This is a genomic window from Streptosporangium sp. NPDC002721 (assembly GCF_042888905.1).
GTDB lineage: Bacteria > Actinomycetota > Actinomycetes > Streptosporangiales > Streptosporangiaceae > Streptosporangium.
The window spans coordinates 271,841-285,006 of record NZ_JBIAQI010000001.1; the positions used below are offsets into that span (position 1 = coordinate 271,841).

The 13,166-nt window shown below is 72.1% G+C and carries 7 protein-coding genes; 5 read left to right on the plus strand and 2 right to left on the minus strand.

Annotated features, from left to right (window positions below; genetic code table 11):
- The first annotated feature begins 117 nt into the window (after positions 1 to 117).
- Complete coding sequence (locus ACFYWM_RS01165; RefSeq protein ID WP_389907090.1) at positions 118 to 4,509, plus strand: molybdopterin-dependent oxidoreductase; 4,392 nt, start codon at positions 118 to 120, stop codon at positions 4,507 to 4,509.
- A 20-nt stretch (positions 4,510 to 4,529) separates the two neighbouring features.
- Here the strand turns inward: ACFYWM_RS01165 and ACFYWM_RS01170 are convergent, their stop codons facing one another.
- Together ACFYWM_RS01170 and ACFYWM_RS01175 are read right to left on the minus strand one after the other, a co-directional pair.
- Positions 4,530 to 5,960: a serine hydrolase domain-containing protein gene (locus tag ACFYWM_RS01170; RefSeq protein WP_389907092.1), complete on the minus strand. Its 1,431-nt coding sequence runs from the start codon at positions 5,958 to 5,960 to the stop codon at positions 4,530 to 4,532.
- A 122-nt stretch (positions 5,961 to 6,082) separates the two neighbouring features.
- The gene (locus ACFYWM_RS01175; protein ID WP_389907094.1) at positions 6,083 to 7,120 is read right to left on the minus strand and encodes a LacI family DNA-binding transcriptional regulator; all 1,038 of its coding nucleotides are present in this window, start codon (positions 7,118 to 7,120) and stop codon (positions 6,083 to 6,085) included.
- Positions 7,121 to 7,384: 264 nt separating this feature from the next.
- Between ACFYWM_RS01175 and ACFYWM_RS01180 the strand changes: the two genes are divergently transcribed.
- Genes ACFYWM_RS01180 through ACFYWM_RS01195 form a run of 4 tightly spaced genes read left to right on the plus strand, consistent with a single transcriptional unit; the run spans position 7,385 to position 13,135 of the window.
- Positions 7,385 to 8,686 carry an ABC transporter substrate-binding protein gene (locus tag ACFYWM_RS01180; RefSeq protein WP_389907096.1) on the plus strand — a complete coding sequence of 434 codons (1,302 nt, stop codon included), beginning with the start codon at positions 7,385 to 7,387 and terminating at the stop codon, positions 8,684 to 8,686.
- Positions 8,680 to 9,651 carry a carbohydrate ABC transporter permease gene (locus ACFYWM_RS01185; protein ID WP_389907098.1) on the plus strand — a complete coding sequence of 324 codons (972 nt, stop codon included), beginning with the start codon at positions 8,680 to 8,682 and terminating at the stop codon, positions 9,649 to 9,651. The genes ACFYWM_RS01180 and ACFYWM_RS01185 overlap by 7 nt, the downstream gene beginning before the upstream one ends.
- Entirely contained in the window at positions 9,648 to 10,475 is an 828-nt protein-coding gene (locus tag ACFYWM_RS01190) for a carbohydrate ABC transporter permease (RefSeq protein ID WP_389907100.1), read from the plus strand. Before ACFYWM_RS01185 ends, ACFYWM_RS01190 begins: the two co-directional genes overlap by 4 nt.
- A gap of 20 nt (positions 10,476 to 10,495) precedes the next feature.
- Positions 10,496 to 13,135, plus strand: coding sequence for a family 78 glycoside hydrolase catalytic domain (locus tag ACFYWM_RS01195; protein WP_389907102.1), 2,640 nt, complete (start codon positions 10,496 to 10,498; stop codon positions 13,133 to 13,135).
- Positions 13,136 to 13,166 lie beyond the last annotated feature (31 nt).

The window sequence follows — 13,166 nt, forward strand, 5'->3', positions numbered from 1 at the left end:
AACGCCTGTTTCTTATGTTTCCGTCGTTGGATCCGCCCGATGCGGCTTCGGCGTCCCCGCTGTTCGGTCGTTCGGCGGAGGGTGTCACGGGCCCCTGCTCAGGGAGAAAAGGGACCTATGACGGCGGCAGAGAAAGTGAAGACAGTCTGCTCGTACTGCGGTGTCGGCTGCGGGATCGTGCTGGAGGTGGACGGGCGGCGCCGGGTCGTCAAGGCGTCCGGGGACAGGAGCCACCCGGCCAACGCCGGTCGGCTGTGCACCAAGGGGGTCACCACCGCGGACATGCTCGCCGCCCCCGGCCGCCTCGAGAGCGGGCTGGTCAGGCCGGACCGGGGCGCCGAACCCGTACCGGCGGGCGTGGACGCGGCGATCGGCGAGACCGCCCGGCGGCTGCGGGGGATCCTGGACGAGCACGGGCCGGACGCGCTGTCGTTCTACGTCTCCGGCCAGATGACGCTGGAGGCGCAGTACCTGGTCAACAAGCTCGCCAAGGGCTTCGTCGGCACCAACCAGATCGAGTCCAACTCCCGGCTGTGCATGGCCAGCGCGGGCAGCGGCTACAAGCTGTCGCTCGGGTCGGACGGCCCGCCCGGCTCCTACGAGGACTTCGACCACGCAGACCTGTTCCTCGTGATCGGCTCGAACATGGCCGACTGCCACCCGATCCTGTTCCTGCGGATGATGGACCGGGTCAAGGCCGGGGCCAGGCTCATCGTGGTCGATCCCCGCCGCACCGCGACCGCCGACAAGGCCGACCTGTTTCTCCAGGTCAGGCCGGGCACCGACCTCGCCCTGCTCAACGGGCTGCTGCACCTGCTGGTCGAGGGCGGCCACGTCGACCACGAGTTCGTCGAGCGGCACACCGACGGCTGGGAGGCGATGCCGGACTTCCTGCGGGACTACCCGCCGGAGACGGTCGCCGCGCTCACCGGCGTCCCCGAGGAGGACCTGCGCCGGGCGGCCGAGTGGATCGGCACGGCGGGGGAGTGGATGAGCTGCTGGACGATGGGGCTCAACCAGAGCACGCACGGCACCTGGAACACCAACGCGCTGTGCAACCTGCACCTGGCCACCGGCGCGATCTGCCGCCCCGGCAGCGGCCCGTTCTCCCTGACCGGCCAGCCCAACGCCATGGGCGGGCGCGAGATGGGCTACATGGGGCCCGGCCTGCCCGGACAGCGTTCGGTGCTGGTGGAGGAGGACCGCCGCTTCACCGAGGAGCTGTGGAACCTGCCGCCCGGCACCCTGCGCACCGAGGTGGGTCAGGGGACCGTCGAGATGTTCTCGCGCATGGCCGAGGGCGAGATCAAGGCGTGCTGGATCATCTGCACCAACCCGGTCGCCAGCGTCGCCAACCGCAGGACCGTCATCGCGGGCCTGGAGGCCGCCGAGTTCGTCGTCACCCAGGACGTCTTCGCCGCCACCGAGACCAACGCCTACGCCGACGTGGTCCTGCCCGGCGCCATGTGGGCCGAGACCGAGGGCGTGATGGTCAACTCCGAGCGGAACCTCACCCTGCTCAGGCAGGCCGTGGAACCACCGGGACAGGCCCTGCCCGACTGGGAGATCATCGCTCGCGTCGCCCGCGAGATGGGCTTCGAGGACGCCTTCTCGTACGACAGCGCGGAGGAGGTGTTCGAGGAGATCAAGCGGGCGTGGAACCCCAAGACGGGCTACGACCTGCGGGGCGTCACCTACGAGCGGCTGCGCGAGACCCCCGTCCAGTGGCCGAGCGCGCCGGGCGGCGGTGACCGCAACCCCGTCCGCTACCTCAACGACGGCACCAGCCAGGCGCCGCTCACCCGGCCCGACGGCAGCCGCCCGCGCCTCGCCTTCGCCACCGCGAGCGGCCGGGCCGCCTTCTTCCCCCGCCCGCACCTGCCCGCCGCCGAGCTGCCCGACGACGCCTACCCCTTCGTCCTCAACACCGGACGGCTGCAGCACCAGTGGCACACCCTGACCAAGACGGGAAGGGTCGCCAAGCTCAACAAGCTCAATCCGGGGCCCTTCGTCGAGATCCACCCCGGGGACGCGGCCGGGCACGGGATCGGCGAGGGCGACCTGGTGGAGATCGCCTCCCGGCGCGGCAGGGCCGTGCTGCCCGCCCGCCTGACCGACCGGGTCATGCCGGGCAACTGCTTCGCGCCGTTCCACTGGAACGACCTGTTCGGCGAGTACCTGAGCGTCAACGCGGTCACCAGCGACGCCGTCGACCCGATCTCCTTCCAGCCCGAGTTCAAGGTGTGCGCGGTCTCCCTGAGCAGGGTCGTGTCCGAGGCGTCCCCGGCGTCCCCGGCGCCCTCGGCGTCTACGGCGGGGGCCCTCGCGGTTCCGGGTGACACGGTTCCGGAGTACGCGGGGACAATGCCGGAGGCCGCCCGGGTCGCCGCGCTGGCCGGTCTGCTCGGGGTGGCCGACCTGACGCCGCCGGTGCTCGCCGACCACGAGCGCCGCTACATGGCCGGTTTCCTGTCCGCCCTCAACGGGTCCGCCCTCGACGGCTCGGCGTCCGTTCCCGGCGGCTCTGTATCCGCCCTGGACGGTACGCTCGTGCCGGTCCTGCCCGAGCACGCGCCCGTCGATCCCGCTCACGCCCTGTGGATCAACGGGGTGCTGGCCGGGATGTTCTCGCGGACCCTCGCGCCGCCGGCCCGGCGGACGACCGGCGATCCGGCGCCGACGACGCCGCCGACATCGGCGCGTGACATCGTCGTCCTGTGGGCCTCCCAGACCGGGAACGCCGAGGAGTTCGCCGTGACCAGCGTCGACCGGCTGACCGGCGCGGGACGGGCCACCCGGCTGGTCAGCATGGCCGACTGCGCCCCGGACAGCATTCCCCGCGGCGCGGACCTGCTCGTCATCTCCAGCACCTTCGGCGACGGCGAGGCCCCCGACAACGGCGTCGGGTTCTGGGAGGCCCTCATCGGGTCCGGCGCGCCCCGGCTCGACGGCGTGCGCTACGCCGTCCTCGCCTTCGGAGACTCCAGCTACGACGACTTCTGCGGCCACGGGCGGCGGCTCGACCAGCGCCTGGAGGAGCTGGGCGCTCTGCGGCTGGCACCCCGCGTAGACTGCGAGCCCGACGACCACTCGCGGGCCCTGGGGTGGCTTGAGCACCTGCTCACCACCCTCGCCGAGCCGCCTCCGTCTTCCGGGGCGGACTCGCCCTCCCAGTCCTCTCCGCCCTCCCAGCCCTCCCAGCCCTCCCAGCCCTCCCAGCCCTCCCCGCCCTCCCCGCCCTCCCCGCCCTCCCAGCCCTCCCCGCCCTCCCCGCCTCCTCCGGCTTTCCCGGCGGGCCCGCCGCGCTCAGGGCCCGAGCCGGCGCTGTCCCGGGGCTCCGCGCCGCCGCCGAGCCCCGGGGCGACGTCCCCGGATCCCGAACCGGAGGCGGAGTCCGGCAGGGCCGCGCCGTTCCATGCCCCGCTGACCGGTAACCGGCTGCTCAGCCTGCCCGGGTCGGCCAAGGAGGTGCGGCAGTTCACCTTCGACACCGGGGGCGAGCTGGACTACCGGGCCGGTGACGCGCTCGGGGTGATGCCGGTCAACAGCGCCGGGCTGGTCGCCGAGTGGCTGGCCGTGACCGGTCTCGACCCCGCCGAGGACGTCGAGGTCCCCGGCCTCGGCGCCTTCCCGTTCGGCGAGGCGCTGCGAGAGCACCTGGAGATCACGAAGATCACCCCCGGTCTGCTCAGGTTCGTCGCCGAACGTACCCGCGACCGCGACCTCACCCGGTTCCTGCGTTCGGGCAACGGGGGAGAGCTGGCCAAGTGGACCTGGGGCCGCCAGGCCGTCGACGTGGTCGGCGAGCTGCCCGTCCGGGCCACGGCCCAGGAGTGGGCGGACGTCCTCAAACGGCTCAGGCCGCGCCTGTACTCCATCTCCTCCAGCCCGCTGGCCGACCCCGACCGGGTGCGCCTGACGGTCTCGGTCGTCCGGTTCGACAACCCGCGCGGCACGGCGCGCAAGGGCGTGTGCTCGTCCTTCCTCGCGGACAGCCCGGAGCGCGCCCCCGTGCCCGTCTTCGTCCAGCGCACCAGGCACTTCCGCCCCCCGGCCGACCCGTCCGCCCCGATGATAATGATCGGTCCGGGTACGGGCGTCGCGCCCTTTCTCGGTTTCCTGGACGAGCGCCGGGCGCTGGGCCACTCCGGCCGCAACTGGCTCTTCTTCGGCGAGCAGCGGCGCTCCACCGACTTCTACTACCGCGACGAGCTCGACGCGTCGTACCGCGACGGGCTGCTGACCCGGCTGGACCTCGCCTTCTCCCGTGACCAGCGCGCCAAGGTCTACGTCCAGGACCGGATGCGCGAGCACGGCGGACGGCTCTGGTCCTGGCTCCAGGAGGGCGCCCACCTGTACGTCTGCGGCGACGCCAGCCGGATGGCCAAGGACGTCGACCGGACCCTGCGCGAGATCGCCACCGTCCACGGCGGCCTCGACGACGACGCGGCCGCCGTCTACGTCAAGCACCTGGCCGCAGGCAGGCGCTACGTACGCGATGTGTACTGAGTCCTTGTCCGCCCGGTCGCCTACGCGACGTCGGGCCGTGTCATCAGCGGCGCCCGCAGGTGTAACGCCAGGTCGGGGCCGGTCAGGGGCACGATGTTCCACGTCGCCGTCGCCGTCCCGGCGTCGGCGTCGACCGCCAGCCGGACCCGGTGCGGGGTGGTGACGACGTACAGGTCGGCGACGAACGTGCCGTCCCGCCAGGCGCCGGCCGCGACGACGGGGCGGCCGAGCGGCGAGCTCTCCCGCCATTCGCCGTGACCGGCCTCGACGTCGAGGGACGCCCCGAGTCGCAGGACCCATCCACCGTCCACGGGATCGACGATCACCGTGGTCCCGTCGGGCAGGGCCGAGTCCCCGGCGGAGGCGTCGAGGCTCGCCCTGACGGAACGCCCCGGGGCGGCCGAACCCGATACCGGCGCGAACGACAGCCGCCGCAGCCGGTCAGCGAGGATCTCGTCGTCCCGGGTGCCGTCCACGTGGTCCATGCCGGGCAGCAGGCACTCCCACATCGCGTCGAAGGTCTCCTGTTCCCGCGTGGTGGCGCCGGTCACGGCGACCACGAGATCGTGCGACGGTACGACCACGCAGTGCTGGCCGAAGGCGCCGTTGCCGTGGTAGCCGTGACGCGACGTCCAGAACTGGTAGCCGTACCCGCAAAGGAAGTCGGCGCCCCCCGATCCGTCCTCCAGCTGCAGGGTCTCGACGTGCCGCCGGGTCGCGAGCTCCACCCACTCGCGCGGGACGAGCCGCCGGTCGCCCCACAGGCCGCCGCGCAGCAGCAGCTCGCCGAAGGCGGCGACGGCCTCGGTCGTGAGGTGCAGGCCGTGGAACCCGAAGGCGGCGCCGCTCGCCACCCGGTCCCACTCGGCGTGGTCGACGCCCATCGGCGCGAAGAGGCGCTCGTCGAGCAGTTCCGGCAGGCCGCGGCCCGTGACCCGTTCCACCATCCGGGCCAGGACGAAGGTGGTGGAGTTGTCGTAGGTGTGCCGGGTCCCCTCAGCCTCGGGGAACGGTACGCGCAGGAAGCCCTTCACCAGGTCGCCCGGTTCCAGCCGCCAGGCCTCGGCGAGGCTGTCCGTACCGTGTCCGGCCGTCATGGACAGCAGGTGGTGGACGGTGAGACGGCGTCCCCGCTTCGAGAGGCCGTCCGGGACGTGGTCGGGCAGCACGTCCACCACCCGGTCGTCCAGCGAGAGCAGCCCGTCGGCGATCGCGAGCCCCACGGCGACCGAGGTGAACGACTTGGTCAGCGAGTAGAGAAGGTGCGGGCGGCCGGCCGAGTACGGGGCCCACCAGCCCTCGGCGACGACGTGACCGTGGCGTACGACCATGATGGAGTGACACTCGACGGATCGCGCCTCGAGCCGGTCCAGCAGCGCGGCGATCGAACGGGACGACACCCCCGAGGCGGCAGGTGCCGACCGTGGCAGCAGGGGACGCTGGGAAGGCATCCGGACACCCTAACGAACCCGCCGAATCCGCCCAATCGAATTATGAGACGGCGCCCGGCCGCGCCTCTCACCGGTCGCGGTCGCGGCGTGCGCGCCTCCGGTGGGAGTCCGCGGCGGTCCGCTCATCCCGACGGCAGCGGGCCCGTCGAGCGGCGGGGGACGAGCGTCGGGTTGACGGAGAAGCGCACCGAGGCCGTCCGGCCCTCGATCCGCTCCAGCAGCAGCCGCCCCGCCGTCCTGCCCATGACGACGCCGTCCTGGTCGACGCTCGTCAGCGACACGTTGGCCAGCCGGGCCAGCCGGGTGTTGTCGTACCCGGCGACCGAGATGTCGGCGGGGACGGTGAGGCCGGCCTCGTGGATCGCGGCCAGCGCGCCGAAGGCGGCCAGGTCGGCACCGGCGAAGATCGCCGTGGGGCGCGGTGACCGGGCCAGCAGCTGGAGCGCGCCCTGGTAGCCGCCCTCCTCGGCGTAGGAGGTCGTCGCGACGGCGATCTCGTCGCCGAGCCCGTGCTCGCGCATCACGCGCTCGTACGTCGCCGCCCTGATCGTGTGCAGCAGCTCCGCGGCCCGGCCGAGGCTGCCGTCCTTCTGCGCGATGTGCGCGATCCTGCGGTGTCCCAGCGCGACCAGGTGCTCGACGACGAGCTCGGCCCCGGCGTCGTCGTCGTCGAACACCGAGTCGTAGACCGCCGACTTCTCGTGGCGGCCGAGCACCACGGTGGGCGTGCCCTTCGCGACCTGTTCCAGCCGGGACTTCGAGCTGAGCGGGGCGACCATGAGGGCGCCGTCCACCTGCCGGTCGACCAGGGCGTCGATCGCCTTTGTCTCGGTCTTCGGGTCGGAGCCGCCCTGGACGATGATGACCTGGTAGTCGGTGCCGTCGAGCTGCTCGGTGAGCCCGTCGAGGATCTCGGGGAAGAACGGGTTCCTGATGTGCGGGAGCAGCACGCCGATGGTGAAGGTGCGGCCGCGCATCGCCCGCGCCCCGGCGTGCGGCCGGTAGCCGAGCTCGTCGATGGCGAGCCTCACCCGGTCGCGCATGGCCGGGCTGACTCCGTAGGCGTTGCGCAGCACCTTGGAGACGGCGGTGGTGGAGACCTGGGCGTGGCCCGCCACATCGGCGATCGTCACCCGCCGTCGTTCGTCGCGCGCGGCCATGGGCCCACCTCTCCGGGATTCCACAGGGGACGAGATCCGTAGCCGAGTGTACGAGCAGCGCGCCCCCGAGCTGGGACGGCAGTGGGTAACGTTACCCACTTTTGGGGCACGTCGCGCCCACGGGGAGAGGGATTTGCTTGATGGCGCGGGGTTTCGATTGAGCACCGTTCCCCGAAACAAGTCTTGACGGGCCTATTTTGTAACACTACGTTAACCGCACACGGGGGCCCTTAAAACGATTGAATCGAATCCCGGAGCGGCGTCATGAAGACCTCTCACCGCAGGCTGGGCGCGGCCGTCGCCGCGCTCGCACTCGCTGCCCTGACCTCCTGCGGCTCGGGCGAGGAGCCCGCGGCCGGTGGCCCGGTCACCCTCTCCTTCCTCATCGACAACAACGAGACGACCCTGGTCACGGCCAAGGCGGTCATCGACGCCTTCCAGAAGACCGACCCCAACATCAAGATCGAGACCGAGACCCGGCCGCAGGGCGGCGAGGGCGACAACATCGTCAAGACGCGGCTGTCGACCGGCGACATGGCCGACATGTTCTGGTACAACTCCGGCTCGCTGCTGCAGGCGCTCAACCCGGCGCAGTCGATGGCCGACCTGACCGGCGACCCCGCGCTGAAGGACGTGCAGGAGTCCTACCTGCCCGTGGTGACGCAGGGCGGCAAGGTCTACGGCGTGCCCGTCGGGACGGCCGCGGGCGGCGGCATCCTGTACAACCGGAAGGTCTACGCCGACCTCGGGCTCCAGGTGCCCAAGAGCTGGGCGGAGTTCACCGCGAACAACGACAAGATCAAGGCGGCCGGGCTCACCCCGGTGATCTCCTCGTTCAAGGACACCTGGACCTCGCAGCTGTTCGTGCTGGGCGACTTCTACAACGTCCAGGCCGCGGTGCCGAACTTCGTGGCGGACTTCACCGCCAACAAGGCCAAGTACGCCACCACCCCCGCCGCGACGGCCGGCTTCCAGCGGCTGGCGGAGGTCCACCGGAAGGGCTACCTCAACAAGGGCTTCGGCTCGACGACCCTCGACGACGGGCTGAAGCTCCTGATGTCGGGCAAGGGGGCGCACTTCCCGCTGCTCACGTTCGTGGTCCCGCCGCTGCTGGCCGACAACCCGCAGGTGGCGACCGACATCGGCTTCTTCGGCATCCCCGGTGACGACCCGGCCAGGAACGGGGCCACGATCTGGGAGCCCGCCGCCGTGTACGTCGCCAAGACGACCGAGCACCTCGACGCGGTCAAGAAGTTCCTCGCCTTCGTGGCCTCACCCGCCGGGACCGCCGCGGCCACCACGGCCGTCCCGCCGACCGGGCCGTACCGGGTCAAGGGCTCGACGCTGCCGGAGGACGCGCTGCAGGTCGCCAAGGACCTGCAGGCCTACATCGACAACGACGCCACCGCGCCCGCCCTGGAGTTCCTGTCGCCGGTCAAGGGCCCGGCCCTGGAGCAGATCACCGTCGCGGTCGGCTCGGGCCTCACCCCGCCGGCGGAGGGCGCCGCGCAGTACGACAAGGACGTGGAGAAGCAGGCCAGGCAGCTGGGGCTGGCCGGGTGGTGACCGGATCCGGGAAGACGGGCGCCGGGTCCCGCGGTGACGCGGGGCCCGGCCTCCCGGCGGCGCCCCGGCGCTCCCGTTCCGCGGGGAAGGACAGCAACAGGGGGAAGAGGGCCGCCGCGGCCTACCCCTACGCGCTCTACCTGCCGGCGGCGGTCGTCTATGTCGTGATCTTCCTCATCCCGACGGTGATGGCCTTCTACTTCTCGCTGACCCGGTGGACGCTCTTCGACAGCACATTCGTCGGGCTGCAGAACTTCCGGGACTTCTTCGCCGAGCAGAACCTGCGCGTCGGGTTCCAGAACACGTTCGTCTACGCCGTGGTGACCAGCGGCCTGAAGGTCGTGCTCGGGCTGGCGCTCGGCGTCCTGCTCACTTCGAGGCTGCGGCTGCGCGGGTTCCTGCGCTCGGTCGTCTTCTTCCCGGTGCTGGTCAGCACGGTCGCGGTCGGCATCACGTTCAGCGTGCTGCTCAAGCCCGACACCGGGCTGGTCGACAGGGCGCTCGCCCTGGTGGGCGTCTCCGGGCGCGACTGGCTGGGCGACGCGAGCACCGCGCTGCTGTCGGTGGCGCTGGTCGACGTGTGGAAGGGGGTGGGCCTGGCCACCGTCATCTACATCGCCGGGATCCTGTCCATCCCGCCGGACTACCACCAGGCCGTCGCGGTCGACGGCGGCAACGCCTGGCACCGCTTCCGGCACGTCACGCTGCCGCTCAGCCGGCCCGCGACCTACTCGGTGATCATCCTCTCCTTCATCGGCGGGCTGCGCTCGTTCGACCTGATCTGGACGATGACCCGGGGCGGACCCGGCTTCACCAGCGACGTCATCGCCTCGATCATCTACAAGCAGTACCAGGCCGGCTTCTACGGCCTGTCCACCGCGGGCAACGTCATCCTCTTCCTCGTCGTCACCGCCGTCGTCCTCCCGCTCACCTGGTTCCTGGGCAGAAGAGAGGTCCCCTCGTGAGAACGCTGCGCAGGGCCGGGGCCGAGGCGGTCGCGCTCGTCGTGGCCGCCGTCGTCTTCCTGGTCCCCTTCTCCTTCATGCTGCTGACCGCGGCCAAGGACAAGACCCAGGCCGCCGACCTGGACTTCGCCTGGCCGGCGAACTGGCCGGTCGTGGCCAACTTCGTCGAGGTGGTGACCGCGAGGGACTACGTCCTGCTGCGGGCGTACGTCAACAGCACCGTCCTGACCGTCGCCTCCGTCACGCTGGTCGTGGTGTTCGCCGCGATGACGGGGTTCGTCCTGCAGCGCAGGGCGGGCCGGGTGGGCGCGCTGGCGAACCTGCTGGTGCTGTCCGGGCTGATCATCCCGCCCGCGATCGTGCCGACCATCTGGCTGCTGCAGGCGATCGGGCTGTTCAAGACGCTCCCCGGGCTGATCCTCGTCGAGGTCGCCTTCAACCTGTCGTTCGCGGTGCTGCTGTTCCGGGCGTTCGTCGCGGCGATCCCCAGGGAGCTGGACGAGGCGGCGATGATCGACGGCTGCGGCGGCCTCTCCCTGTTCTTCAAGGTGATCTTCCCGCTGCTGCGGCCGGTGACGGTCACGGTGATCCTGACCAGCTCGGTGGCGATCTTCAACGACTTCGTCAACCCGCTGTACTTCCTGCCCGGCGACGAGAACGCGACCGTGCAGGTCACCCTCTACAACTTCCAGAGCCGCTACAGCACCGAGTGGAACCTGCTGTTCATGGACATCGTCCTGATCACGATCCCGCCGCTGCTCGCCTTCGTCTTCTTCAACCGCAAGATCGTGGCCGGCATGACCGCCGGCGCCGTCAAGGGCTGACCCGAGGAGTTCCGCACCCCGTGACCACCGCACCCGTCCTCCACGTCGACCCCTCCCGAGCCGGATCGCCCCGCGTCGAACCGCCCCGCTTCGAGCACCACCGCGAGCCGCTCGGCATCGGGGAGAGCGCGCCCCGCCTGTCCTGGACGGTCCTCGCCGGCCTGCCCGGCTGGCTCCAGCGGGCGTACGAGATAGAGATCGCCGACGAGAGCGGCACCGTCCTCACCGCGACCGGCGCCGTCGAGTCCGAGCGGTCCGTCCTCGTCCCCTGGCCGGGCGCGGAGCTCGGCTCCCGCGAGCGGCGAGGCGTCCGGGTGCGGGTGCACGGCCACGACGGCTCGGCGAGCGACTGGAGCCCCTGGTCGTGGGCCGAGACCGGCCTGCTGGAGGCGGCGTCCTGGCACGCGGGCGCCGCCGCGCCACCGCCGGAACTCCTCGGCGCCCCCGACGGCCCCGCCCCGCTGCTGCGGCGCGACTTCGCGGTGCGCGGGCCGGTCGCGTCGGCCCGCCTGTACGTGACCGCGCACGGCCTGTACGAGGTCGAGATCAACGGCACGGCCGTCGGGGACGACGTCCTCGCGCCGGGCTGGACCAGCTACGGCCACCGGCTGCGCTACCGCACCCACGACGTCACCGCCCTGCTGCGGGAGGGCGCCAACGCCGTCGGCGCCACGCTGGCCGACGGCTGGTACCGGGGCCGCCTCGGCTTCCTCGGCGGCAAGACCGGCGTGTACGGCGACCGCACGGCCCTCGTCGCCCAGCTGGAGATCACCTACGCCGACGGGACGGCCGAGCGGGTGGTCACCGACGGCGGCTGGCGCTGCGCGAGCGGCCCGGTCACCGCCGCGAGCCTGTACGACGGCGAGGCCCACGACGCCCGGCTGCTCCCGGACGGCTGGTCGTCGCCGGGCTTCGACGACGGGGCCTGGCTGCCCGCCGACGTCCTCGACCACGACCCGGCGCTGCTCGTCGCCCCCACCGGGCCGCCGGTGCGCCGGACCGGGACCCTCGCCCCGGTGGAGGTGCTCACCGGCCCCGATGGGGAGACGATCCTCGACTTCGGCCAGAACATCTCCGGCCGCCTGCGCATCCGGGTCCAGGGACCGGCGGGACACACCGTCTCCCTCCGGCACGCCGAGGTCCTCGAAGGCGGCGCGCTGTCGCTGCGGCCGCTGCGCGACGCGGCCGCCCTGGACCGTTACACGCTGCGCGGCGACGGGAGCGCCGAGGAGTGGGAGCCGCGCTTCACCGTCCACGGCTTCCGCTACGCCCAGGTGATCGACTGGCCCGGCGAACTGGAGCCCGGCGACGTCGAGGCGGTCGTCTGTCACACCGACATGCGCCGCACCGGCGCGTTCACCTGCTCCGACCCGCTGCTGAACCGCCTGCACGAGAACGTGCTCTGGAGCATGCGCGGCAACTTCGTCGACATCCCGACCGACTGCCCGCAACGCGACGAGCGCCTCGGCTGGACCGGCGACATCCAGGTCTTCGCCCCGGCCGCCTCCTTCCTGTACGACTGCGCGGGCATGCTCTCCTCCTGGCTCGCCGACCTCTCCGCCGAGCAGGCGGAGGTCGGCACCGTCCCGCACTACGTCCCCTGGATCGACCTGCTGTTCCCGGCCGAGCCCGCCGCGGCCTGGGGCGACGCCGCGGTGATCGTGCCGTGGGTGCTCCACCAGCGCTTCGGCGACCTCGGGGTGCTGAGGGCGCAGTACGCGGGCATGAAGGCGTGGGTGGACCAGGTCGCCGCGCTGACCAGGAAGAACCTGTGGGACGAGGGCTTCCAGTTCGGCGACTGGCTCGACCCCGCGTCGCCTCCCGACCAGCCGGGCAGGTCGCTCACCGACCACGTCCTCGTCGCCACCGCCTACCACGCGTGGAGCGCGCGGATCCTGGCCGACACAGCCCGGCTGCTCGGCCACGACGAGGACGCGGAGCGCTACGCGGAGCTGGCCTCGGCCGTGCGCGCGGCCTTCCGCGACGAGTTCGTCACCCCCTCGGGCCGGCTGGCCTGCGACACGCAGACCGCCTACGCCCTCGCCCTGCACCTGGACCTCCTGGAGGGGCCGGGACAGCGCGAGCGCGCGGGCCGGCGCCTGGTCGAGCTGGTCGCCCGCGACGACCACCGGATCGCCACCGGCTTCGTCGGCACCCCGCTCGTGTGCGACGCCCTGGCCTCGGTCGGCGCCCACGACACCGCCTACCGGCTGCTCACCCAGCGCGAGTGCCCGTCCTGGCTGTACCCGGTGACCATGGGCGCCACCACCGTCTGGGAGCGGTGGGACAGCCTGCTCCCCGACGGCTCGGTCAACCCGGGGGAGATGACGTCCTTCAACCACTACGCGCTGGGCGCGGTGGCCGACTTCCTGCACCGCACGGTCGCGGGCCTCGCCCCGGCGGCGCCCGGCTACCGCCGCCTGCGCGTCGCCCCGCGCCCCGGCGGGGGCCTCACCCACGCCTCGGCCGAGCTGCACACGCCGTACGGGCCGGCGTCGGTCGCTTGGACGATGGTCAGGACGGTGGCCGGGGAGACGCTGACGGTCACCGTCACGGTCCCGCCGGGCACCGTCGCGGAGCTGGACCTTCCCTGCGAGGGGGACCTCCCGGAGGAGGTGGGCGCGGGCACCCACACGTTCACCGGACCCTACCGGCCGTAGCGTCGTCTTCCCGTGTTCCCGGTGTTCCCGC